At 68.8% G+C, this 24,430-nt stretch carries 24 protein-coding genes; 20 read left to right on the forward strand and 4 right to left on the reverse strand.

The window, feature by feature from the left end; translation table 11 throughout:
• Positions 1-50 precede the first annotated feature (50 nt).
• From purB to WG212_RS18665, 3 genes are all read left to right on the forward strand, one after another.
• Entirely contained in the window at positions 51-1,379 is a 1,329-nt protein-coding gene (gene purB / locus WG212_RS18655; RefSeq protein ID WP_337188623.1) for an adenylosuccinate lyase, read from the forward strand.
• Positions 1,380-1,402: 23 nt separating this feature from the next.
• Positions 1,403-1,741 (forward strand): MmcQ/YjbR family DNA-binding protein, encoded by a 339-nt coding sequence (locus WG212_RS18660; protein WP_337188723.1) that lies wholly within the window; start codon positions 1,403-1,405, stop codon positions 1,739-1,741.
• A 91-nt stretch (positions 1,742-1,832) separates the two neighbouring features.
• Entirely contained in the window at positions 1,833-3,251 is a 1,419-nt protein-coding gene (locus WG212_RS18665) for a coniferyl aldehyde dehydrogenase (RefSeq protein WP_337188624.1), read from the forward strand.
• Positions 3,252-3,449: 198 nt separating this feature from the next.
• On the opposite strand, the gene WG212_RS18670 is transcribed toward WG212_RS18665, so the two are convergent.
• Complete coding sequence (locus tag WG212_RS18670; protein ID WP_337188625.1) at positions 3,450-3,773, reverse strand: DUF1476 domain-containing protein; 324 nt, start codon at positions 3,771-3,773, stop codon at positions 3,450-3,452.
• Positions 3,774-4,047: 274 nt separating this feature from the next.
• Here WG212_RS18670 and purC point away from each other — a divergent pair, with 274 nt between their 5' ends.
• From purC to ahpF, 12 genes are all read left to right on the forward strand, one after another.
• A complete protein-coding gene (gene purC, locus WG212_RS18675) occupies positions 4,048-4,803 on the forward strand; it encodes a phosphoribosylaminoimidazolesuccinocarboxamide synthase (RefSeq protein WP_337188626.1) in 756 nt (251 codons plus the stop codon).
• Entirely contained in the window at positions 4,803-5,042 is a 240-nt protein-coding gene (purS, locus tag WG212_RS18680; protein ID WP_337188627.1) for a phosphoribosylformylglycinamidine synthase subunit PurS, read from the forward strand. Before purC ends, purS begins: the two co-directional genes overlap by 1 nt.
• Positions 5,039-5,482, forward strand: a complete 444-nt coding sequence (locus WG212_RS18685) for a hypothetical protein (protein ID WP_337188628.1) — start codon at positions 5,039-5,041, stop codon at positions 5,480-5,482. Before purS ends, WG212_RS18685 begins: the two co-directional genes overlap by 4 nt.
• 48 nt (positions 5,483-5,530) lie before the next feature.
• A complete protein-coding gene (gene purQ, locus WG212_RS18690) occupies positions 5,531-6,193 on the forward strand; it encodes a phosphoribosylformylglycinamidine synthase subunit PurQ (protein WP_337188629.1) in 663 nt (220 codons plus the stop codon).
• A gap of 102 nt (positions 6,194-6,295) precedes the next feature.
• Positions 6,296-7,129 (forward strand): flagellin, encoded by an 834-nt coding sequence (locus tag WG212_RS18695; RefSeq protein WP_337188630.1) that lies wholly within the window; start codon positions 6,296-6,298, stop codon positions 7,127-7,129.
• Positions 7,130-7,223: 94 nt separating this feature from the next.
• Entirely contained in the window at positions 7,224-8,648 is a 1,425-nt protein-coding gene (locus WG212_RS18700) for an MFS transporter (RefSeq protein WP_337188631.1), read from the forward strand.
• Between the two features lie 63 nt (positions 8,649-8,711).
• Entirely contained in the window at positions 8,712-9,776 is a 1,065-nt protein-coding gene (locus WG212_RS18705) for a phosphotransferase family protein (protein WP_337188632.1), read from the forward strand.
• Between the two features lie 81 nt (positions 9,777-9,857).
• On the forward strand, positions 9,858-10,631 hold the full coding sequence (locus tag WG212_RS18710) for an SDR family NAD(P)-dependent oxidoreductase (protein ID WP_337188633.1): 774 nt from the start codon (positions 9,858-9,860) through the stop codon (positions 10,629-10,631).
• A 77-nt stretch (positions 10,632-10,708) separates the two neighbouring features.
• On the forward strand, positions 10,709-11,677 hold the full coding sequence (locus WG212_RS18715; RefSeq protein WP_337188634.1) for an endonuclease/exonuclease/phosphatase family protein: 969 nt from the start codon (positions 10,709-10,711) through the stop codon (positions 11,675-11,677).
• Positions 11,678-11,726: 49 nt separating this feature from the next.
• A complete protein-coding gene (gene purL / locus WG212_RS18720; RefSeq protein WP_337188635.1) occupies positions 11,727-13,946 on the forward strand; it encodes a phosphoribosylformylglycinamidine synthase subunit PurL in 2,220 nt (739 codons plus the stop codon).
• Between the two features lie 239 nt (positions 13,947-14,185).
• On the forward strand, positions 14,186-14,749 hold the full coding sequence (ahpC, locus tag WG212_RS18725; protein ID WP_293376727.1) for an alkyl hydroperoxide reductase subunit C: 564 nt from the start codon (positions 14,186-14,188) through the stop codon (positions 14,747-14,749).
• Between the two features lie 182 nt (positions 14,750-14,931).
• Entirely contained in the window at positions 14,932-16,527 is a 1,596-nt protein-coding gene (gene ahpF, locus WG212_RS18730) for an alkyl hydroperoxide reductase subunit F (protein WP_337188636.1), read from the forward strand.
• A 66-nt stretch (positions 16,528-16,593) separates the two neighbouring features.
• On the opposite strand, the gene WG212_RS18735 is transcribed toward ahpF, so the two are convergent.
• Together WG212_RS18735 and WG212_RS18740 are read right to left on the reverse strand one after the other, a co-directional pair.
• Complete coding sequence (locus WG212_RS18735; protein WP_337188637.1) at positions 16,594-17,403, reverse strand: SDR family oxidoreductase; 810 nt, start codon at positions 17,401-17,403, stop codon at positions 16,594-16,596.
• 67 nt (positions 17,404-17,470) lie between these two features.
• On the reverse strand, positions 17,471-18,037 hold the full coding sequence (locus WG212_RS18740; RefSeq protein ID WP_337188638.1) for a helix-turn-helix domain-containing protein: 567 nt from the start codon (positions 18,035-18,037) through the stop codon (positions 17,471-17,473).
• A 102-nt stretch (positions 18,038-18,139) separates the two neighbouring features.
• Here WG212_RS18740 and WG212_RS18745 point away from each other — a divergent pair, with 102 nt between their 5' ends.
• The 4 genes from WG212_RS18745 (at position 18,140) to WG212_RS18760 (ending at position 22,503) form a co-directional block, all read left to right on the forward strand.
• A complete protein-coding gene (locus WG212_RS18745; protein WP_337188639.1) occupies positions 18,140-19,318 on the forward strand; it encodes an alanine racemase in 1,179 nt (392 codons plus the stop codon).
• Positions 19,319-19,412: 94 nt separating this feature from the next.
• Positions 19,413-19,838 (forward strand): globin, encoded by a 426-nt coding sequence (locus WG212_RS18750; RefSeq protein ID WP_337188640.1) that lies wholly within the window; start codon positions 19,413-19,415, stop codon positions 19,836-19,838.
• Positions 19,835-20,866 carry an NADP-dependent oxidoreductase gene (locus tag WG212_RS18755; RefSeq protein WP_337188641.1) on the forward strand — a complete coding sequence of 344 codons (1,032 nt, stop codon included), beginning with the start codon at positions 19,835-19,837 and terminating at the stop codon, positions 20,864-20,866. The genes WG212_RS18750 and WG212_RS18755 overlap by 4 nt, the downstream gene beginning before the upstream one ends.
• 152 nt (positions 20,867-21,018) lie before the next feature.
• Entirely contained in the window at positions 21,019-22,503 is a 1,485-nt protein-coding gene (locus WG212_RS18760; RefSeq protein ID WP_337188642.1) for a serine hydrolase domain-containing protein, read from the forward strand.
• 10 nt (positions 22,504-22,513) lie between these two features.
• Here the strand turns inward: WG212_RS18760 and WG212_RS18765 are convergent, their stop codons facing one another.
• Entirely contained in the window at positions 22,514-22,996 is a 483-nt protein-coding gene (locus WG212_RS18765) for a CinA family protein (RefSeq protein ID WP_337188643.1), read from the reverse strand.
• Positions 22,997-23,169: 173 nt separating this feature from the next.
• Here WG212_RS18765 and WG212_RS18770 point away from each other — a divergent pair, with 173 nt between their 5' ends.
• Positions 23,170-24,402: a serine hydrolase domain-containing protein gene (locus WG212_RS18770; protein WP_337188644.1), complete on the forward strand. Its 1,233-nt coding sequence runs from the start codon at positions 23,170-23,172 to the stop codon at positions 24,400-24,402.
• The last annotated feature ends 28 nt before the right edge of the window (positions 24,403-24,430 follow it).

Raw genomic sequence — 24,430 nt, forward strand, 5'->3', positions numbered from 1 at the left:
CGCGCGGGGCGGCGTTGACTCCGGCTCCCGCGAGCCGGATACCGCGCGCCATGATCCCCCGCTACACCCGCAAGGAAGCCGCCGACGTCTGGTCGCCCCAGACGCGTTTCAAGATCATGTTCGAGATCGAGGCCCACGCCGCCGACGCCATGGCGGACCTGGGCGTGATCCCGAAGGAAGCCGCCCGGGTCATCTGGGAGAAGGGCCGCGACGCCATCTGGAACGCCGACCGCATCGACGAGATCGAGCGCGAGGTGAAGCACGACGTCATCGCCTTCCTGACGCACGTCACCGAGATCGTCGGCCCTGAAGCCCGCTTCCTGCACCAGGGGATGACCTCGTCCGATGTCAACGACACGACACTGGCCGTCCAGCTCGTGCGTGCGACCGACCTTCTGATCGAGGACGTCGACCTCGTGCTGGCGGCCCTGAAGCGCCGGGCCTACGAGCACCGGCTGACTCCGACCGTCGGCCGCAGCCACGCCATCCACGCCGAGCCCACCACGTTCGGCCTCAAGCTCGCCGGCCACTATGCGGAGTTCCAGCGCGCCAAGGAGCGGCTGGCCATGGCGAAGTTCGAGATCGCCACCTGCGCGGTCTCGGGCGCCGTCGGCACCTTCGCCAATGTGGCGCCCGAGGTGGAAGCCTATGTGGCCGACAAGATGGGCCTGGCCGTCGAGCCCGTCTCCACCCAGGTGATCCCGCGCGACCGCCATGCCGCCTATTTCGCCGCCCTGGCGGTGGTCGCCAGCTCCGTCGAGCGCCTGGCCGTCGAGATCCGGCACCTCCAGCGCACCGAGGTGCTGGAGGCCGAGGAGTTCTTCGATGTGGGCCAGAAGGGCAGCTCGGCCATGCCCCACAAGCGCAACCCGATCCTGACCGAGAACCTGACCGGTCTGGCTCGTCTGGTCCGCTCGGCGGTGACGCCCGCGATGGAGAACGTCGCCCTCTGGCACGAGCGCGACATCAGCCACTCCTCGGTCGAGCGCGGCATCTGCCCCGACGCCACCGTCCACCTCGACTTCGCCCTTCGCCGCCTGGCCGGCGTGGTGGAGCGGCTGGTGGTCTATCCCGAGAACATGGCGAAGAACCTCGACCGCCTGGGCGGCCTGGTCCACTCGCAACGCGTGCTGCTCGGCCTGACCCAGAAGGGCCTCTCGCGCGAGGCCAGCTACGCGGCGGTCCAGCGCAACGCCATGAAGGTCTGGCGTGGCGAGGGCAATTTCCTCGACTTCCTGAAGGCCGACCCCGAGATCACGCTCTCTGACGCCGAACTGGGCGAGCTGTTCGACCTGGGCTACCACTTCAAGAACGTGGACGTGATCTTCGCCCGCGTCTTCGGCGAAGACGTTCACGCCAAGGCCCTCGCGGCGGAGTAGCCGGTCACGGGAGGAGGCCCGTCATCGCGACCTTCGACGACCTCCGCCGCCTCGCCCTCGCGCTTCCCGGCGCCCACGAGGTGACCTACCGGGACGAGCCCTGGTTCAACGTGGGCAAGAAGACCTTCGCCCTGCGCTGGAAGGGCCGCGTCGTCCTGAAGCTGGATCGGGGCCACCAGGAACTGCTGTTCGAGATCCGGCCCGAGACGTTCCAGAAGTTCCCGGTGGCCACCGTCCACTGGGCCGCGGTGGAGCTTTCCCACCTCGACGACGCCGAGCTTGCCGACCTCGTCCGCGAGGCCTGGGCGCAGGTGGTCCCGAAGACGATCAGCCGGCCGGTGCTTGAGGCGGCGCGGCGCTGAGTCGTCGCCCGGGGCGGTCGTCGCCACGCAGTCTCATCTTGACGGAGGCGTCATCTTTGCGCCTGTTCTGCCCACGAGGGAGGACGATCCGATGGACATGCAGACGGCCCTGGAGCGCCAGAAGGCGGCGCATCTGCGCGACGGCGAGGCGAGCGCCGAGCTGCGCATCGAGCGGATCGACCGCTGCATCCGCTTGTTGCGCGAGAACCGCACCGCCATTGAGGATGCGGTGAACGCCGACTTCGGCTCGCGCTCGCGTGACGCCACAGCCGTCACAGACATCGCCGGATCCATCGGCCCGCTCACGCACGCGCGCGACCACCTCCGGACGTGGATGCGGCCCGAGAAGCGGAAGACGACACCCGCCATCCTGAGCCTGTTCGGCGCCCGGGCGGAAGTCCGCTATCAGCCCAAGGGCGTCGTCGGCGTCATCAGCCCGTGGAACTTCCCCGTGAACCTCACCTTCGGCCCCCTCGCCGGCATCCTGGCGGCGGGCAACCGGGCGATGATCAAACCATCGGAATATACGCCGGCCACGTCGGAGCTGATGAAGACCATGTTCGCCTCGTCGTTCTCCGAGGAGGAGATCGCCGTGGTCACCGGCGGGCCGGAGGTGGGCGAAGCGTTCTCCCGCCTGGCCTTCGACCACCTGATCTTCACCGGCGCCACCTCGGTCGCCCGCCACGTCATGCGCGCCGCCGCCGAGAATCTCGTGCCCCTCACCCTGGAACTGGGCGGCAAGAGCCCGGTGATCCTGGGCCGTTCGGCCGACCTGTCGACCGCCGCCGCCCGGGTGATGAACGGCAAGACGCTGAACGCCGGCCAGATCTGTCTGGCCCCGGACTATGTCCTGGCCCCGGAAGACACCGTGGACGGCTTCGTCGAGGCCGCCCGCGCGGCGGTCACGCGCATGTTCCCGACGCTGAAGGACAATCCGGACTACACCTCGGTCGTCGCCCAGCGGCACTACGAGCGCATCACCGGCTACGTCGAGGACGCCCGCGCCAAGGGCGCCCGGGTGATCGAGCTGAAGCCCGAGGGCGAGGACCTGACCCAGCAGGAGCATCGCAAGATCGCCCCGACCCTGATTCTCGACCCCACCGACGACATGAAGGTGATGCAGGAGGAGATCTTCGGCCCGGTGCTGCCCGTGAAGGGCTACCGCAGCCTGGACGACGCCATCGCCTATGTGAACGGACGCGACCGGCCGCTGGGCCTCTACTACTTCGGCGACGATGCGGCCGAGCGGGAGAAGGTGCTGGCCTCGACCACCGCCGGCGGCGTCACCGTCAACGACGTCGTCATGCACGTGGCCCAGGAGGAGTTGCCGTTCGGCGGCGTCGGCCCCTCGGGCATGGGCAGCTACCACGGCGTCGACGGCTTCCGCGAGTTCAGCCATCGCAAGGCGGTCTTCACCCAGATGAAGAAGGACATCGGCCCCCTGAAGATGCTCCGCCCGCCCTATGGCGCCGGCATCCGCAAGTACCTCGACAGCCAGCTCAAGGCGTAGCGGCGGCCGGCTGGCGCGCGCTTTTCAGCCGCGAAGGCGCGTCAGCGCCGAAAGGATTAGACCGCGGAAAACGCGGAAGGACGCGGACGTTCAGCAGACGCGGTCCCTTCCGCGCTCTTCCGCGTTTTCCGCGGTTCTCTTCACTTTGCGCCTTCGGCGCGCCCCGAATCGGACGAGGCCCACAGGGGTGTAGGACGATCAGCCGCCGTTGCGGACGCTCTCGCGGGCCTGGGCCAGGAGTTCGGCCATCTTCATGCGCACCTCGCCCTCGGTGACGGCGACACCCGAGCCCTTGAGGTCTTCGAACACCTTGCGGAACACGTCGTCGTCGCCCGGCAGCTCGAAGTCGGACTTCACGACCGCCTTGGCGTACTCGTCCACATGCGAGCCTTCCAGGCCCATCAGGCCGGCCGCCCACTGGCCCAGAGCCCGGTTGCGGCGGGCGTGCGCCTTGAACTCCTGCTCCTGGTCGAGGGCGAACTTCTTCTCGAAGCCTTGTTCGCGATCGTCGAAGGTCGTCATCGGGTCCCAGGGTCAAACTTCGTAAGCGGGCGATCCCATATCGCGCGCCGGAACGGCCTGCAACGGAAAGCCGCGTCCCCCTCGCGTTCGTCGACCTCACATTGCCCGCCTGATGCTACCTGCCCGCGTTTGCGCCGCAGCGCCGCTTTCGCTATTTTCGCCTGGCCTGGAATTTGGCGAGAGGCCGAAGTCGGACCCGCGCGCGACGATCAAGCCGCGCGCGTTTTTCGTTTCCCGACACCGGACAAGTCCTCGCCGTGGAGAAGGCCCACCCATGACCCGCCGTAAGAAGATCTACGAGGGCAAGGCCAAGATTCTGTACGAGGGGCCCGAGCCGGGCACCCTGATCCAGTACTTCAAGGACGACACCACCGCCTTCGACGCCACCAAGAAGGCCGTGCTCGAGGGCAAGGGCGTCATCAACAACCGCATCAGCGAGTACATCATGACGAAGCTGAACGCGATCGGCGTTCAGAACCACTTCATCAAGCGCCTGAACCTGCGCGAGCAGCTCATCCGGGAGGTCGAGATCATCCCGCTCGAGGTGGTGTGCCGCAACGTCGCGGCCGGTTCGCTCAGCACCCGCTACGGCCTGCCCGAGGGCCAGGCCCTGCCCCGCTCGATCATCGAGTTCTATCTCAAGGACGACAAGCTCCACGACCCGATGGTCTCGGAGGAGCACATCACCGCGTTCAACTGGGCCTCGACCCAGGAGATCGACGACATGATGGCGCTCACGCTGCGGGTGAACGACTTCCTGAGCGGCCTGTTCCTGGGCGTCGGCATCACCCTGGTGGACTTCAAGATCGAGTTCGGCCGCATCTGGGAGAACGACTTCAGCCGCGTGATCCTGGCCGACGAGATCAGCCCCGATTCGTGCCGCCTCTGGGACACCCAGACGAACGAGAAGCTGGACAAGGACCGCTTCCGCCGCGACCTGGGCAACGTCATCGAGAGCTACGCCGAGGTTGCGCGCCGCCTCGGGATCATGAAGGAGATGCCGACCGTGATTCAGGGAGGGCTCCACTGATGCGCGCGAAGGTTCATGTGTTCCTGAAGCCCGGCGTCCTCGACGTGCAGGGCAAGGCCGTCGAACAGGCGCTGCACGGCCTGGGCTGGGGCGGCGTCGAACATGTCCGCGTGGGTAAGACCATCGAGTTCGACCTGGAGGCCGGCGACAGGGCCGCCGCCGAGACCGAAGTCAAGGCGATGTGCGAGAAGCTCCTCGCCAACACGGTGATCGAAAGCTACCGGGTGGAGCTGGCGTGAAGCCGGCGCTCCCCGTCCGGGGGAGCCGCAGCGCTTCCGGCGCCCTGTCCCGGGCCGTGTCCCGCGCCCTGCCCGGCGCCGTCGGCTCATCCCTGTTCGCGGTGCTCTGCGCCTGCGCCCCCGAGCCGGAGTCCCGGACCACCTACCTGGACCTCGACTGCCAGCAGCCGTTCGACGCCCAGTCCGCCGCTGTGGTCTCCCAGGCGAAGCTCAACCCCGCACCGGTCGAACCTGCCGAACCTTACCGCTTCTATTCCAGCGCCGACGGCCGCACGTCGTACCTCGTCACCCAACCGACAGCGCCCGCCCACCCCGCCATCATGATGCAGAGGGCGCGCGGAACCGATGTGATCACCACGGGCTGCGGCTATGGCGACCAGGCGGCCTACGATCAGCTCCTGGCCTATCTCGACAGCCTGAAGGCCTGGACGCGGAAGTGACGGTCCGTCGCCTCGCCGCGCGGCGAAAACAGTGCTAGGGGCCGCGCCATGAAAGCCGCCGTCATCGTCTTCCCCGGCTCCAACTGCGACCGCGACTGCAAGGTCGCCATCGAGCGGTCCACCGGCGCATCGGTCGACATGGTCTGGCACAGGGACACCGCCCTGCCCGCCGGCCTGGACCTCATCGTCCTCCCGGGGGGCTTCTCGTACGGCGACTACCTGCGTTGCGGGGCGATGGCGGCGCTGTCGCCTGTCATGGCCGAGGTGAAGGCGGCCGCCGACCGCGGCGTCGCCACGGTCGGCATCTGCAACGGCTTCCAGATCCTGTGCGAGATGGGCCTGCTCCCCGGCGCCCTGCTGCGCAACGAGAAGCTGAAGTACGTCTGCAAGACCGTCGCCCTCGACGTGGTCAACAGCCAGACCCGCTTCACCGCCGGCTATTCCGACCGCCGCGAGGTGACCATGACGGTCGGCAACGGCGAGGGGAATTTCTTCGCCGAGGACGCCACCCTGGACCGGCTGGAGGGCGAAGGCCAGGTGGTCTTCCGCTACCGCGAGAACCCGAACGGCTCGGCCCGCGACATCGCCGGCATCGTCAACGCGAACGGAAACGTCCTGGGGCTGATGCCCCATCCCGACCGGGCCTTCGAACCCGAACTCGGCTCAGCCGACGGCGCCATCCTCTTCCAGAGCGCCCTCGCGAGCGCCTGACGGCGGTCGCCGTAACCTCCGGGTAAGGCCCGCCGAAGCACGGTGCGCCCAGGGCAGAATGTCCCACGGCCTGAGCCGTCTCCGTGAAGTGTGGGTCGCGTGATGCCCTTGAACAGCATCAACACGAATATCGCCGCCATGCAGGCGGTCGCCGCCTTCAACGCGATCAACGCCGAGATGGCCCAGGTGCAGATGCGCATCACCACGGGCCGGAAGATCAACAGCCCCAAGGACAATCCCGCCATCTGGGCCATAGCCCAGAACCAGAGGGGCGAGCTGCGCAGCCTCGATGCGGTGAAGGGCTCGCTCCAGCGCGGACGATCGATCGTCGATGTGGCGATGAGCGCCGCCGAGACCGTGTCGGACCTGCTGAACGAGATGCGCGCCCTGGCCGTCGCCGCCTCGGACTTTCCCCTGGGCGACGCCTCGCGCGCCGCGCTCGACGACCAGTACATGGCCCTCCGCAGGCAGATCGACATCACCGTGGCCAATGCCGGCTTCGACGGCGCCAACCTGCTTTCGGCCGGCGGAACCGACCGGGTCCGGGCGCTGGCCAACACCTCGGCCACCTCCACCATCGATGTCGACCATATGGACATGTCGACCAGTGGCGGACTGCTGGCCGGACTGCCGACGGACCTCCTCGGAGGCCTGAGCGCCACGGGGATCACCGACATCAAGACCGCCACCGACAGGGTGAACAGCGCGATCGGCAAGCTGGGGACCGGCGCCAAGGCGCTGGACAACCACCTGAAGTTCGTCGTCAAGCAGCAGGACACGCTGGAAGCGGCGATCGGCAACCTCGTGGACGCCGACCTCGCGCGCGAATCGGCGCGCCTCCAGGCCCTTCAGGTACGCCAGCAACTGGCCCTGATGGCGATGCAGATCGCCAACCGGCAACCCGCCTACCTGCTTCAGCTCTTCCAGGTCCGCTGAGGTACGGCTCCCGGCCGCCGAGCGCACGGGATGTCCCGTTGCGGCGTCCTCGAAGCCTCAGTACGTTCCCGCGCCTTACCGGGGGGAAGAGCGCATGACCACGACCACAGCCGCCGAAGGCCACATCCACGGCTTCGGCAGCAAGGCCTATCGCAGCTACGTCCTGACCGCCCTTCTCGTCATCTACATCATGAACTTCGTGGACCGGCAGCTCCTGTCGGTCGTGGCGCCGCAGATGAAGCCCGAGCTGGGTATCTCGGACACCGCCTTCGGTCTCCTGACCGGCTTCGGCTTCGCGCTGCTCTATACCGTGGTCGGCATTCCCCTGGCCCAGGTCTCAGAGACGCGGCACAGGGTGTGGATCATGACCATCTGCGTGGCGCTGTGGTCGTTCATGACCGCGCTGTGCGGCCTGGCCGCGCCCATCGTCATCGGCGGCGTAACCATCGGCGCCTTCTGGGTCCTGCTGGCCTGCCGTGTCGGCGTGGGCATCGGCGAAGCCGGCTGCACGCCCCCGGCCAATTCCCTGATCGCCGACTACTTCCCGCCCCAGAACCGCGCCGCCGCGCTGGGCTACTACGCCATGGGCGTCACGCTGGGCGGCGTGCTGGCCAATGTCATCGGCGGCCCGGTGACCGACGCGTTCGGCTGGCGCTGGGCGTTCTTCATCGTCGGCATGCCGGGCGTCCTGATCGCCATCGTCCTGAAGATGACGGTCAAGGAACCGCCGCGCGGCTACACTGATCCGCCGGGAACCGTCCGAAAGGCCAAGACCAGCTTCCGCGACGGCCTGCGCGAGATCGCCTCGAAACCGTCGTTCTGGGCCATGACCGCCGGCGCCACGATCGCGGCCTTCTGCGGCTACGGCATCGCCACCTTCCAGTCGCTGTTCCTGAACCGCTCGTTCGGCCTCTCGGCCGGGGACGCCGCGGTGATGATCAACGCGCCGGTCGGCGTCATCTCGGCGTTCGGCACCGTGGCCATGGGCTGGCTGGTCCAGCGGCTCACGCCCCGTCATCCCACGGCGATCGGCTGGCTGCCGGGCCTGGGCATGATCGTGAGCGTGCCGTTCTACGTCCTGGCCTTCACCACCCACAATCTGTGGTTCTGCCTCGCGGGCCTGTGCATCGGCGGCATGTCGAAATACGGCTACCTGACGGGCCAGTACACGATCGGCCAGGGCGTGGTCAGCGCCCAGGTCCGCGCCGTCTCGATCGCCATCCTCCTGTTCGTGGTCAACCTGCTGGGCTACGGCCTGGGGCCGCTCTTCATCGGGGCGCTCAGCGACGCCCTGTTCCATCTCCAGGCGACCGGAATGGGCGCGGCGGAGCTGACGCGAAAGGCCTGTGAAGGCGCCGCGCGCGCGCCGCTTCCGGCCGATCTCCAGGCCGTCTGCAAGGTGGCGCACCCCCAAAGCCTCCAGCGGTCGATGCTCATCACGTCGGCCCTGTACGCCGTGGGCGGCGGCTTCTTCATCCTGTCGTGCCGCTGGCTCCAGCGCGACATGGTGGCGAAGTAGGGCCAGAGCCTTACGCAGGGTCCCCGTTGACCGCGGGCGGCTCCTTGGCGGCAATGGAGCATCATGAGCGCCGCCAACGATCCGCCCGCAACCGAACCGCCCGTCCGCGACGTCGTCGAGAAGCATCGCTTCGACGAGGCGCGCCTCCACGCCTGGCTGAAGGCCGCGGTCCCCGAAGTCGGCGACACCCTCAGGGTCCAGCAGTTCCAGGGCGGGGCGTCGAACCCCACCTTCCTGCTGACGAACGGCGAGGGCCGCCGCTACGTGCTGCGCAAGAAGCCGCCGGGCCAGCTCCTCGCCAGCGCCCACCAGGTGGACCGCGAGTACAGGGTGATGAAGGCGCTGGATGGCCTTGTGCCCGTGCCGAGGATGCGGGCGCTCTGCGAGGATACCGAGGTCGTCGGCACGGCCTTCTACGTCATGGACTACCTCGAGGGCCGGATCTTCCGCGACGCGGCCCTGCCCGGAATGACGGCGACTGAACGTGCGGCGATCTACGACGACCTGAACGCCACGCTCGCCAAGCTGCACAAGGTCGATTTCGAGGCCGTGGGCCTGGGCGACTACGGCCGGCCGGGGAACTACTTCGAGCGCCAGGTGGCCCGCTGGACGCGCCAGTACCGGGACGCCGCCACCCAGGACATCCCGGCGATGGACGCCCTGATCACGCAACTGCCCGGCCGCATCCCGGCGGACCAGTCGGTATCGATCGCCCACGGCGACTACCGGCTGGAGAACGTGATGTACCATCCCACCGAGCCCCGGATCATCGCGGTGCTGGACTGGGAACTGTCCACCATCGGCCATCCGCTGGCCGACATCGCCTACAACGGCTTCATCTGGCGCTCGCATTCGCCGCACTGGGGCAGCCTGGACGGCGTCGACTTCGCGACCAGCGGCATTCCGACCGAGGCCGAGTATGTCGCCCGCTACTGCGAGCGGGTCGGACGTGACACGATCGAGGACTGGCCGTTCCTGATGGCGTTCTCCATCTTCCGCCTCGCCTCGATCTCCCAGGGCGTCTATGCACGCACCCTGGCCGGCGTGCTGGCCAGCGAGCGCGAGGCCGTCAACGGATGCCCGCCCCTTGCGGAGCAGGCCCTGGCGATCCTCGAAGGACGGGAATGAGGACCGCATCCGCGCCGGCGGGAGCATGACGTTCTCCGACCGCGAATCGAACGCCGCCGCCGCGCGGCCTCTGGGGGTGACATGCATCTGCAACTCGACGGCAAGGTGATCTTCGTGGCCGGGGCCAGCCGCGGCATCGGCATGGGGATCGTGGAGGCCTGCCTCGCCGAGGGCGCGAAGGTGGTCATGACCGCCCGCGGCGCCGAGGCGCTGGAGGAACAGCGCGCCCGCCTCGCCGAGGCCTACGGCGCCGACCGGCTGCTGGCCATCTCGGGCGATATGCGCGACACGGCCGTCATCGACGCCGCCGTGGCCCGGACCGAGGAGTCCTTCGGCCCGATCTTCGGTGCGGTGGCCAATGTCGGGCTCCATCCCTGCCCGCCGGGAATCGAGGTGGACGACTCCACCTGGGACGCCGGATTCACGCAGAACCTCGACTCGGCCTGGCGCCTGTCGCGCGCGGTGCTGCGCCGGATGACTCCGCGAGGCGACGGCTCGGTGCTGCTGATTTCGTCCATCGCCGGCCTGGGCGCGCTCGGTACGCCGTTGACCTACGGCACGGCGAAGGCGGCGATAAACCACCTGACCAAGGAACTGGCCCGTATCAGCGGTCCGTCCAACGTACGCGTGAACGCCATCGCGCCCGGCAACATCATCTTTCCCGGCGGGACGTGGGAATCCAACTCCACGGGTCCCCGGTCCGAAGCCTGGGCCCGCTGGATCAAGCGCGAGGTGCCGCTCAACCGCTATGGCCGCCCCGAGGAGATCGGCGCCGTGGCGGCCTTCCTCATGAGCCCGCTGGCCAGCTTCGTCACCGGCGCCGTCGTCCCCGTGGACGGCGGCCAGACACGCTGAACTCCAGCCGGACGCCGTCTGCTTGCCACAACCCCTGCGCAGGGGGATGCTTCCCTGGGTAGAGTGGGAGCGAACGGATGCCCGACATCACCGATGCGCCGCCTCCGGTCGTGCGGGACGATCTGGCCCGGCTCGATTCGCGACTGGCCCACGTTCCCGCCCGCGCCGGCGACAACCTGCTCATCGCCACCTGGAACATCCGTGCGTTTGGCGATCTCACCTCCAAATGGGCCAGTGCGGCCGGGGACAGCCCGCGCCGCGACCTGCACGCCGGCGTCCTGATCGCCGAGATCCTGTCGCGGTTCGACGTGATCGCGGTGCAGGAAGTGAAGGCCAACCTGCGCGCCCTTCGCCACGTACTGAAAAGGCTGGGTCCCGAGTACGGCTTTCTGCTCACCGACGTCACCCTCGGCGATCCCGGGAACGGCGAACGGCTGGCCTTCCTGTTCGATACCCGCCGCGTGCGCCCTTCGGGCCTGGCCTGCGAACTGGTGGTGCCCGAGATCGGAGATCCGAACCACGCCATCCCGGTGAACCGGCTCCAGCGGCAGTTCGCCCGGACGCCCTACGCCGTCAGCTTCCTGCGAGGCGACAAGACGTTCGTCCTCGTCACGTTGCACGTGAACTATGGCGGTTCGCCGGCCGACCGGGTGGGCGAACTGGCCGGCATCGCCCGCTGGCTGCGCAACTGGGCCGAGCGGATGGACGACTACGGCCAGAACCTCATCTGCATGGGCGACTTCAACATCGATCGCCGCGGCGACCCGCTCTGGCAGGCCTTCACCTCGACCGGGCTGACGCCGGCGCCAGGCCTCGAGCGCTTTCCGCGCACCCTGTTCTCATCGCTGGAAAAGCCCGACCTCAAGAGTTTCTATGACCAGATCGCCTGGTTCGAGACCGTGAGGGGCAGGCCGTACCTGACGCTGGACTTCCGGGCCTCGGGCCACGTCGACTTCCAGGGTGCGGTGCTGACCGACCTGGACCGCAATCAGCTGTCGTGGCGGATGAGCGATCACTACCCCCTCTGGGTCGAGTTCGGCGTCTGATCCCCTCCCCCTATCGCCCTCTCCGGAGAGTCCCGCTAGAAGGCGCGCCATGAGCGCCCAGCCCTCCAAGACCCTGGCCCAGAAGGCCGCCGAGTACGGCCTGAAGCCCGACGAGTACGACCTGATCGTCCGCCGGCTGAACCGCGAGCCCAACGACGTGGAACTGGGCGTCTTCTCGGTGATGTGGTCCGAGCACTGCTCCTACAAGTCCAGCCGCAGGCACCTCGGCAAGTTCCCCACCAAGGGCCAGAAGGTGATCCAGGGTCCGGGCGAGAACGCGGGCGTCATCGATATCGGGGATGGGCAGGCCTGCATCTTCAAGATGGAGAGCCACAACCACCCGTCCTATATCGAGCCCTACCAGGGTGCGGCCACGGGCGTGGGCGGCATCATGCGCGACGTCTTCACCATGGGCGCGCGGCCCGTCGCGCTGCTGAACGCGCTCCGCTTCGGCGACCCGTCGCATCCGAAGACGAAGCGACTGGTCTCCGGCGTGGTCGCCGGCATCGGCGGCTACGGCAACTGCGTGGGCGTGCCCACCGTGGCGGGCGAGACCAACTTCCACCGCGGCTACGACGGCAACATCCTGGTCAACGCCATGTGCGTGGGCCTGGCCGACGCCGACAAGATCTTCTACTCGGCCGCCCCGGCGGCGGGCCTCTCGGTGGTCTATTTCGGCTCGAAGACCGGCCGCGACGGCATCCACGGCGCCACCATGGCCTCGGCCGAATTCACCGAGGACGCCGAGGAGAAGCGCCCGACCGTGCAGGTCGGCGACCCCTTCGCCGAGAAGCTGCTGATCGAGGCCACGCTGGAGCTGATGGCCACCGGCGCCGTCGCCGCCATCCAGGACATGGGCGCCGCGGGCCTCACCTCCTCCTCGGTCGAGATGGCCGGCAAGGGCGGCGTGGGCATCGAACTCGACCTCGACCACGTGCCCCAGCGCGAAGAGGGCATGACGGCCTACGAGATGATGCTGTCGGAAAGCCAGGAGCGGATGCTGGCGATCCTGAAGCCGGGGCGCGAGGCCGACGGCCACCGCGTGTTCGAGAAGTGGGGCCTGGACGCCGCCGTCATCGGCAAGACCACCGACACCGGCCATCTGGTGCTGAAGCACCACGGCGAGGTGGTGGCCGACGTGCCACTCGCCCCGCTGTTCGACGACGCCCCGCTCTACGACCGCCCCTGGGTCGCGCCAGCGCCGCAGCCCCGGCTCGATCCCGCCGCCGTGCCGGCGCCAACCGACTGGACGGCGGCGATCCTCAAGCTGATGTCGTGCCCCGACATGGCGTCGAAGCGCTGGCTCTGGGAGCAGTACGACCGCCACGTCATGGCCGACACCCTGGAGGACTCGGCCACCGGCGCCGACGCCGGGATCGTACGGGTCCACGGTACGCGCAAGGCGCTGGCCATGACGTCGGACGTCACCCCGCGCTACGTCCAGAACGATCCCTACGAGGGCGGAAAGCAGGCCGTCGCCGAGGCCTGGCGCAACCTGACGGCCGTGGGCGCGACGCCCATCGCCATCACCGACAACCTCAACTTCGGCAATCCCGAGCGGCCCGAGATCATGGGCCAGATCGTGCGCGCCATCGACGGCATGGCCGAGGCCTGCGCGGCCCTCGACTTCCCGGTCGTGAGCGGCAACGTCAGCCTCTACAACGAGACCAACGGCGCGGCCATTCCGCCCACGCCCACGGTCGGCGGCGTGGGCCTCATCCCCGACTACGCGCAGCGCGCCGACTTCCGCTCACTGAAACCCGGCCAGACGCTGGTCCTGGTGGGGGCCACCCAGGGCAAGCTGGGCGCGTCGATGTACCTGCGCGAGATCCTGGGCCGCGAGGACGGCGCGCCGCCGCCGGTGGACCTGGCCCTGGAGCGCCGGACGGGCGATCTGGTGCGCGACCTGATCCGCTCGGGCGTGACCTCGACCGTCCACGACCTGTCCGACGGCGGCCTCGCGGCGGCGGCGGTCGAGATGGCCCTCGCCTCGGGCGTCGGCCTGGCCCTGGACGTCGAGGCCGGCCTGCCCGACCACGCGGCCCTCTTCGGCGAGGACCAAGCCCGCTACCTGATCGCCCTGTCCGCCGACCGTCTCGACGACCTCGACGCCGCCGCGGCCGAGGCCCGTGTCGACTATCTCGTGGTCGGCCAGGCCGGCGGCGACGAGGTGTCGTTCACCGGCGCTGGCGGCCTCCTGGCGGCGATACAGCTCGATGATCTGCGCGCCGCCCACGAGGGCTGGATGCCGGCTTTCATGGACGCCTGACGAGGCGGCCGGCCCCTCTCGTCTCCACGGCATTCCATCGAAACACTCGATCCTGGCGGGAAACAGCCCACCTGCGTCCCTAAACGAGCTTCACCATGGAACCCCAAGCCGGGGCAGGAATTAAGATACCCGCGTTCTGCGATGCAGCATAGATAATATCAATGCTTCTGCGCTGCAAAAATCAATTTTGCTGATAGCCGATCAGGGCCTAGATGGAGCGTCTCATTCAGGAGTGCTCCATGTCCCTCATCAACACCACGGTGAAGCCGTTTTCCGCCCAGGCGTACAAGGAAGGCAAGTTCGTCGCCGTCAGCGACGCCGACCTGAAGGGCAAGTGGTCGGTCGTCTTCTTCTACCCCGCCGACTTCACCTTCGTCTGCCCGACCGAGCTCGAAGACCTGGCCGACACCTACGCGGAGTTCCAGAAGCTGGGCGTGGAAGTCTATTCGGTGTCGACCGACACCCACTTCTCGCACAAGGCCTGGGCCGACACCTCGCCGGCCATCGGCAAGATCAAGTACTTCATGGTGGGCGATCCCTCGGGCGACATCACCAACAACTTCGGCGTGATGCGTGAAGGCCAGGGCCTGGCTGACCGCGGCACCTTCCTGGTCGATCCGGACGGCGTGATCCAGTTCACGGAAGTCACCGCCGAGGGCATCGGCCGCAACGCCGCCGAGCTGCTGCGCAAGGTCAAGGCCGCGCAGTACGTCCGCAACCACCCCGGCGAAGTCTGCCCGGCGAAGTGGGAAGAAGGCGAGAAGACGCTGGCCCCGTCGCTGGACCTCGTCGGCAAGATCTAAGGGCCCTTCGCGCCCCCTCCGTCTCGCGCGTTCCGCGCGATCCACCTCCCCCGCAGGCGGGAGAGGAGCGAGAGTTTCCAGCCCCTCCCCCGTTTCCTGGGGGAGGTGGATCGGCCTGGAAGGCCGAGACGGAGGGGGCGCAAGGCCGCCGCGCACCCCCTCCCCTAGCCCCCGGAGCCGTCATGTTGGACGCGAACCTGAAATCCCAGTTGCAGGGCTACCTGCAGAACGTCAGAGAGCCGGTCGAACTGGTCGCCTCCCTCGACGAGGGCGCGAAGTCGCGTGAACTCCTGGCGCTGCTGGAAGACATCGCCTCGGTCTCGGACGGCAAGGTCACGGTCTCGACCGGCGGCGACGATGCGCGCCGCCCCGCCTTCGAGATCCGCCGCAAGGGTTCGGACGTCGCCGTGACGTTCGCCGGCCTCCCCCTGGGCCACGAGTTCACCTCGCTGGTGCTGGCCCTGCTCCAGGTGGGCGGCCACCCGCCGCGGGTCGAGCCCGAGGTGATCGAGCAGATCCGCAGCCTCGACGGCGACTTCCGCTTCGAGACCTATTTCTCGCTCTCGTGCCAGAACTGCCCCGACGTGGTGCAGGCGCTGAACCTGATGAGCGTGGTCAACCCGAGGATCCGCCATGTTTCCATCGATGGCGCCCTGTTCCAGGACGAGGTCGAAGCGCGCCAGGTCATGGCCGTGCCCACCACCCTGCTGAACGGCGAGCCCTTCGCCCAGGGCCGCATGACCGTGGAACAGATCCTGGCTCAGCTCGACACCGGCGCCGCGGCGCGCGCGGCCGAGAAGATCAGGGCCAAGGACGCCTTCGACGTGCTCGTGATCGGCGGCGGCCCCGCCGGCGCCGCGGCGGCCATCTACGCCGCGCGCAAGGGCATCCGCACGGGCCTCGCCGCCGAGCGGTTCGGCGGCCAGGTGCTGGACACCATGTCCATCGAGAACTTCATCTCGGTCCCCCACACCGAAGGACCGAAGCTGGCGTCGGGCCTGGAGCAGCACGTCAAGGACTACGACGTCGACGTGATGAACCTCCAACGCGCCGCCAGGCTGGTCCCCGCCGGCGTGCCGGGCGGCCTGATCGAGGTCGAACTCGAGAACGGCGCCAGTCTGAAGTCGCGCACCGTCATCCTCGCCACCGGCGCGCGCTGGCGGCAGATGGGCGTGCCGGGCGAGGACGAGTACCGCAACAAGGGCGTTGCCTACTGCCCCCACTGCGACGGCCCCCTCTTCAAGGGCAAGCGCGTCGCGGTGATCGGCGGCGGCAACTCGGGTGTCGAGGCCGCCATCGACCTGGCGGGCATCGTCGCCCACGTGACCCTGATCGAATACGACAGCCAGCTCCGCGCCGACGCGGTGCTGCAACGCAAGCTGGCCAGCCTGCCCAACGTCCGCATCGTCACCTCGGCGCTGACCACCGAAGTCCACGGCGATGGCGCCCGGGTCACCGGCCTCACCTACAAGGACCGCAACGGCGACGCGGTCCATCGCGTCGACCTGGAAGGCGTGTTCGTCCAGATCGGACTGGTCCCCAACACCGAATGGCTCAAGGGCTCGGTGACGCTCAGCCGGCATGGCGAGATCGAGACCGACCATCGCGGCGCGACGTCCGTGCCCGGGGTCTTCGCCGGCGGCGACGCCACGACCACGCCGTACAAGCAGATCGTGATCGCCATGGGCGAAGGCTCGAAGGCCGCGCTCTCGGCCTTCGACTATCTCATCCGCCTGCCCGCCGCCGAGCCGGTCGCCGAGACGGCGGACGCGGCCTGAGCCGCCACGCGCGAGGCCATCGCGCGGCGAACGCGGGGGCCTCGTGCGAAGATCCCGGGGCCGGGCTCATCCGCCCAGGAACTGCGCCCCTATCGACTTGCGGAAAGCGTCGATCCCATCTGCGAGGCGGCGGGCGTAAAGGGCGCGGGCATCGTCGCCCGCCACGTGGGTGACGCCGTCCCCCTCGTCATGGACCGCCGCCCAGACCTCCTCGGCGATCTGTTCCGCCGTGGAACCGCCCGCGCGGCGGCCGGGGTCCGAGAACGTCGCCATCATCTTGCCGATGGCGTCCATGTAGGCCGGGTGCAGGGTGCGCACGATCGAGCGGCCGGCGAAGTCGGTGTGGATCAGGCCGGGGGCGACGGTCTTCACCTTGATCCCGAACGGCGCGAGCTCGAAGGCGAGACTCTCGTTCCACCCTTCGAGGCCCCATTTCGTCGCGTGGTAGACCGAGTTGAACGGGAAGGTGACCAGCCCCCCGATCGAGGTGGTGGTCACGATCGTCCCCTGCCCCCGCTCGCGCATCGCCGGCAGGAAAGCCTGGGTCACCCGCATCACGCCGAGCAGGTTGGTGTCGAGCTGATCCCGCAGTTGGTCGTCGCTCGCCCCCTCGAACGCCCCGGCGAGGCCGTAGCCGGCGTTGTTGAACAGCACGTCCACCGGACCCAGCGCCAGCGCCGCCTTCGCCGTCTCGCCGATCTGGGCGGGATCGGTCACGTCCAGCGGCATCACGATGATCCCTCGGCCCGGCAGTTCCGTCTCGGCCGCCGGATTGCGCATGGTGGCGATCACCTTCCAGCCCTTCTGCGCGAACAGCAGCGCCGTGGCGCGACCCAGGCCCGTGGAACTGCCGGTGATGAAGATGGTCTTGCCCATATCCGCTTCCTTTAAAATGAATATAGAATCACTTTTGACACATGATGTGCCCATACGATCTCGCCCGTCAGGCCTTCAGCGCATCCCAGCAGAGGGTCGCCACCGTCTCCTGAAACGCCGGGTACTGGTCCTTCGGCATGCCGGCCGCCAGGTCCGCCATCGCTTTCAGGGTCTCGCTCAGGAACGTCACCATCCACGCCGTGTCGACGTCCTTCAGCAACTGTTCGGCCTTGCCCCGCTCCAGCATGGCCGTCACCGGCCGCGCCCCCAGCGCCGAGACCTCGCGGGACGCATCGGTCATGTAGGGCGAGTTGGCCAATTGCCGAACGAAGACGATTTCTGGATTATGTTGAATGACATAGTCCATATAGGCCTTGCTCATCCGGAAGAACGTGGCTTTGAGGGGCCGACCGTCGTCACGCAGGACAAAGTCTGCGAACGCCAGTTTCACCTGACGATACAGCGCCTCCAGAAGGGCCTCCTTCCCCTTGAAATAGATATAGACGGTGCCGGTCGCCACCCCCGCGCGCCGCGCCACCGCCTCGATCGACAGCCCGGCGAGCCCGACCGCCTGGATCTCGTCCAGCGCCGCCCGCAGGATGTCCTGAGCCTTGGACTCGTCCTTTTGTCGCATTCCCCGGTAATGAATTAATATTCAGTTTTCGGCAAGCTTTTTTCGGCAAGCTTCCGGGGCCGCCCTTTTCATCCGGTCGATCTTCCCGGAGGCTGGCGCGCCATGAGCCGCACGCCAGACGAGATCCGCGCCGACCTGGGGCCCCTCGCCGCCCGGCCCCACATCGCCTTCGCCCTCTCGATCCTGGGCCGGGCCGGCTCGGCCGACCGCATCCCGACCCCGGCCGTCGCCATCGACCTGGACGCCTTCGATCGAAACGTCGCCAAGATGGCCGCCCGCGCCCGGGCCGCCGGCCTCGCGCTGCGCCCGCACGCCAAATCCCACAAGTGCGCCGCCCTGGCCCGGCGGCAGATCGAGGCCGGCGCCGTCGGCGTCTGCTGCGCCAAGCTGGGCGAGGCCGAGGCGCTGGCCGCGCGCGGGATCGGCCACATCCTGGTCACCTCGCCCGTCGCCGGGGCCGAAAACGCCGCCCGCGCCGCGCGCCTGGCGGCCACCCTGCCCGACTTCCGCATCGTGGCGGACCACCCCGACGGCGCCACGGAACTGGCCGCCGCGGCGACCTCGCCCCTCCAGGTGCTGATCGACATCGACGTCGGCCTGGGTCGCACGGGTTGCCATGATCCCGCCCAGGCGGCGGCGACGGCGCGCGCGATCCTGGCGCACCCCGACCTCCGCCTGCTGGGAGTCCAGGGCTACGGCGGCGCCTGGCAGCACATGGAAGGGGCGAACACCCGCGCCGCCGCCGTGGCGGACGGCATGGCGAAGCTGTCCGCCGCCATCGCTGAGATCCGCGCCGTCGGGGGGACGGTGGACGTCGTCACCGGCGGCGGCACCGGCACCTTCACCGCCGACGCGGCGCAGGGCGTGCTGACCGAGATCCAGCCCGGATCCTACGCCTTCATGGACAAGGAATACCGTGACGCGCTCGGCGACGATCCCGAAGGCGCCTTCGAGCAGAGCGCCACGGTGGTCACCACCGTGATTTCCGCCAACCATCCGAAGTGGGTGTCCACCGACGCCGGACTGAAGGCGTTCAACACCGACGGGCCGTTCCCACAGCCCCTGACCCCGAAGTTCGCCGGCTGCGCCTACCGCTTCTTCGGCGACGAACAGGGCCTGCTGATGCGGCCGGCGGCGGGACACGTGGCCCGGGGCGAGCGCCTCGCGCTGGCGCCAGGCCATATCGACCCCACCCTGGACCGCTACGACGTCTTCCACTTGGTGCAGGGCGACGTCCTGGTCGACATCGTCCGCGTCGACGCGCGAGGCGCCTCGCAATAGTCGGATCATCTTCGTCTGACGCTTGCCTCGGTGACCCGGCCCGCCGATGCTACAGGGGACGCCCGCGGCAGACCGGGCGAGAGGAGGACGTCGAATGGCCTACAGCTATTCCGCCGCCGTCGAGGCCAGCCTGGAACGGATCGCCGAACTCGGCATCGATCCCACCGCCCAGGTCTATGAGCGCCTGTTCGCCACGCATCCCGACATGAAGCCGCATTTCTGGCGCGACCAGGACGGCGCGATCCGCGGCGAGATGCTGGCCAAGGTGTTCGAAGCCATCCTCGATTTCATCGGCGAGCGCCGCTACGCCAGCCACATGATCCGCAACGAGATCATCACCCACGAGGGCTACGACGTCCCGCGCGACATCTTCGCCACCTTCTTCGCCACGGTGGGCGAGACGCTGAAGGATCTGCTGGGCGACGACTGGACCGCCGGGACAGACGCCGCATGGTCCGCGATGCTGGCCGACATCGACGCCTATGTCCGCGCGACGCCGCGCGTCGGGGCCGCCGCGTGAGCGGAACCTACCGGTACTGGACCCAGGCGAAGCGCCCGCCCCCGCCCTGGCCCGACGAAGGGACCTTCGAGGCGCGCACCGCCCCGATCCCCTCGCCCGGACCGGGCCAGGCGCTGACGCGGACGATCTACGTCTCCCTCGATCCCTACCAGTGGGGCTACAAGCGCCGCGGCGTCGAGCCTGAGGGCGCGCCGTGCCACGCCCGCACGGTGGCGCAGGTCGTCGAAAGCCGGATCGACGGCCTGTCGCCGGGCGACTTCGTCTTCAACACCAACGGATGGGCCGAGTACGGGCTGATGGGCGAGGGAGTCGCCAGGCCGGGCTACATGATCCCTCGGCGGCTCGATCCGGCCCAGGGGAAGATCAGCCACGCGGTCGGCGTTCTGGGCATGCTGGGCCTCACCGCCTACGCCGGCATGATCCTCCAGTGCCAGCCAAGGCCCGGCGAGACGGTCGTGGTCTCGGCGGCCTCGGGCGGCGTGGGCCAGATCGCCGGCCAACTTGCGCGCCAGCGCGGCGCCCGGGTCGTGGGGATCGCGGGCAAGCCCGCGAAATGCCGCTTCGTCCTGGAAGACCTCGGCTTCGACGCCTGCGTCAGCCATCTCTCGCCGACCTTCGCCGACGACCTGAAGGCCGCCTGTCCCGACGGTGTGGACGCCTACTTCGAGAACGTGGGCGGCCCCGTGTTCCAGGCGGTGCTGCCCCTGTTCCGTCCCGGCGCGCGCATGACCATCTGCGGCCTGATCTCCCACTATGGCGACGAGGCCGGCGACGCCGGCGCGGCCGAACGCGACGCCGCCGAAGCCCGCGACGTCACGGTCTCGAACCTGTTCGTGGGCGAGTACGTGGAGAGCCATCACGACGCCTTCCTCGCCGAGGTGGCGCCCTGGGTCGCGGCGGGAAAGGTGCGCTATCTCGAAGACGTTCGCGAAGGCTTCGACGCCATCCCCGCCGCCTTCGCCCAGATGCTGAAGGGAGACAACTTCGGCAAGACCCTGGTCCGGATCAGCCCGGACCCGACCCTGTAGGGGGCACGGCGCTTCCTTTCCAACCCGCCGATGTGGTGTCGCCGCCCGACCGGCGTGCAGCGCTCACTTTCGGTGACGCCCCGCCCTCAGGGCCACGGTGACGGCCGCACCCCGATCGCCTAAGCCTTGCGGCGTCGCCACTCGAGGTCCCGATGCTTCTCCGCCCCCTCATCGCCGCCCTCCTCGCCGTCGCCTTCCCGGCCCTGGCCGCCGCGCCCGACGCCGCGACCCTGGAGAAGATCGACCGGACCTTCGCCGACTGGCGCCTCAGCGCGCACGCGCCGGGCCTCGTCTACGGCGTCGTGGCCGACGGCCGGCTGGTGCATGTGAAGGGCCTGGGGGTCCAGGACACCGCGACGAAGACTCCCGTCACGCCGGACACCCTCTTCCGCATCGCCTCGATGTCGAAGGCCTTCACCGCGCTGGCGATCCTAAAGCTGCGCGACGACGGCAGGCTGAGCCTCGATGCGCCCGCCGAGACCTACGTCCCCGAGTTGAAGGGCTGGCGATATCCCACGACCGATGCCCGGAAGATCACCGTGCGCGACCTCATCACCCACACCGCGGGCTTCGTCGAGGACAACCCGTGGGGCGACCGTCAGCAGGTGCTCAGCGAAGCCGAGTTCACCCGGATGCTGGCCGACGGCGTGCCCTTCGCCCGCACCCCCGGCCTGGCGATGGAGTACTCCAACTTCGGCTACGCCACCCTGGGCCGCATCGTCGCCAATGTGTCGGGCGCGACGTACCAGGACTATATCCGCCGCGAGATCATGGCGCCGCTGGGTATGGCGTCCAGCGGATACGACGTCCTCGCCTCGCCCCAGGATCGCCGCGCCCTGGGCTACCGCTGGCAGGACGGGAAATGGGTGCGCGAGGCCGACATGAAGGACGGCGCCTTCGGGGCGATGGGCGGTGTCGAGACCAGCGCAAGCGACTATGCGCGGTGGGTCGCCTTCCTGCTCTCCGCGTGGCCGGCCCGCGACGATCCCGAAGCCGGGCCGCTCCGGCGCGCGACGGTGCGTGAAATCGTGGAGGGCGCGAACTATCCGGCGGCGCCCATGCGCCGCGCCGGCGTCAGCGCCACGCCCTGCCGCCAGGCGATGACCTATGCGATGGGCTGGCAGGTCATCCAGGACTGCGAACTGGGTCGCGTCGTCACCCACACGGGCGGCTATCCGGGCTACGGATCGATCGTCCTGCTGCTGCCGGACGCCGGCGTGGGCGTCTTCGCCTTCGCCAGCCGCACCTACGGCGGGCCGGCCCTTCCGGCCTGGCGTGCGGCCCTGCTGCTCGAGGCGGCGGGAGCGCTGAAGACGGCGCCGCTTCCTGTTTCCCCCGGCCTGGCGACAGCCTACGAGGCCGCTCGCGACGTCTGGCGGAAGGGTGAGATCACGGCTGCGCCGCTGGCGAACAATGTCCTGCTGGACCTGGACGCCGCCGCCTGGCGCAGGCGCCTCGCGGCGCTCCGGACCGAGGTCGGGGCCTGCGCCGCCGGCGAACCGGTCACCGCGACCTCGGCGATGGAAGGGACCTTCACCTGGACCTGCGAACATGGCCGTCTGACGGGCCGCGTCCAGCGCGCGCCCACGCCCGCCGTGACCCTCCAGGCCCTGGACCTGTCCGTGGCCCCGCCCTGACCGAGCGCTGTCAGGAGTCCAGCGCCCGCTTCAGCAGTTCCAGCGCCGCGGCGGCGAACGCGCGCATATTGGCGCTGCGGTCCTCCGAACCGGTCTCGACGGTCAGCACGGCTTCGACGGGTCCCGACACCGCCACGCAGGTATGACCGGGCGCGTCGCCATAGCCGTTCCCGGTCGGTCCCGCCGCGCCTGTCTCGGAGACGCCCCAGGTCGCGCCATAGCGCTCGCAGGCGTTGCGGGCCAGGATCAGGGCATAGCCCTCGCTGGCCGACCGGACACCCTCCAGCGCCTCACGCGGGATATCGGTCAGCAGCACCCGCGCCTTGGGCGTGTAGACCACCGCCCCACCCAGGAAATAGGCGCTGGCCCCCGGCACGCTCAGCAGCGCCGCCGAAACCAGTCCGCCTGACGAGCTTTCGTTTACGGCGACCTTCTCGCCGCGCGCCTTGAGCTTGTCGCCGATCTCCGCCGCCAGGGCCTCCAGTTCGTCCATACCCGTCCTTCCACCAAGCCGTCCCGCATGGGACGGGCGTTCCCCATGAAACAAGAGCGCAATCCACCGCCGAGCCGACCGCCTTGCCGGCGGACTGCGCTCTTGGCCAAACACGCGTTCGGCGCCCATGATGCCGCCATTCAAGCAAGACACCATACTGTCGGGAGGATTTCATGGACGCCCAGTCGCAATGGACCGGCCTGGACGCCGGACGCCTGGAACGGATCGGCGAACACCTGGAGCGCAACTACATCGGCCCCGGCAAGATCGCCGGTTGCCAGGTCAGCGTCGCCCGCCACGGCCACCTGGCCTATTTCAAGTCCTTCGGGTCGATGGACCTGGAACGCGGCAAGCCCACGCGCGACGACACCATCTACCGCATCTATTCCATGACCAAGCCGATCACCTCGGTCGCGCTGATGACGCTCTATGAGCGGGGCTACTTCCAGCTCAACGACCCGGTCAGCCGTTACGTCCCTTCGTGGAAGAACCACCGCGTGTGGGTCTCGGGCGAAGGCGAGGCCATGCAGACCGAGGCGCCGCACCGGCCCATCACCTTCCGCGACGTGCTCAGCCACACCGCGGGCCTCACCTACGGCGGCGGCCTGCCGGGCGTGGGCATCCAGCATCCGATCGACAATGTGTACCGCCGGCTGAAGATCCGCTCGTTCGACGCGCCCGACACGATGGACGGCTTCATGGAGAAGCTGTCGCAGGTTCCGCTCCGCTATCAGCCGGGGACGGCCTGGATGTACTCCCTCGCCACCGACGTCTGCGGCGCCCTGGTCGAGATCATCTCGGGCAAGCCGTTCGCCCAGTACCTTCAGGACGAGATCTTCGAGCCCCTGGGCATGAAGGACACCGCCTTCCAGGTCGCGCCCGACAAGGTGGACCGCTTCGCCGCCAACTATCAGCGCGGCCCCGACAAGACGCTGAAGCTCATCGACGACCCGGCGACCAGCGCCTTCACCAGGGAGCCCGGCTTCAAGTCGGGCGGCGGCGGCCTGACCGGCACGTCCGCCGACTACCTCCGCTTCTGCGAGATGCTGCGCCGGGGCGGCGAGCTGGACGGCCACCGCATCCTGGGCCCGCGCACCATCGCCCTGATGCACATGAACCACCTGCCCGGCGGCCGGCAGCTCACCGACCTCGCCCTCGGCGGCTTCTCCGAGACCGCCTACGACGGCGTCGGCTTCGGCCTGGGCTTCGCCTCCACCCTGGGCGAGGTGGAGGCGGGCGGCCTGGGCGCGGGCGACTACTACTGGGGCGGCGCGGCCTCGACCATCTTCTGGGTCGACCCCAAGGAGGACCTCTGCCTCGTCTTCATGACCCAGCTCATGCCCTCGGGCACCTTCAACTTCCGCGGCCAGCTCAAGAACATCATCTACTCGGCGATCATCGACTGAGGGCTTGCCTCCAGTGCGGAAAATCCGC

This window comes from Phenylobacterium sp. (assembly GCF_037189685.1).
Taxonomy (GTDB): Bacteria; Pseudomonadota; Alphaproteobacteria; order Caulobacterales; family Caulobacteraceae; genus Phenylobacterium.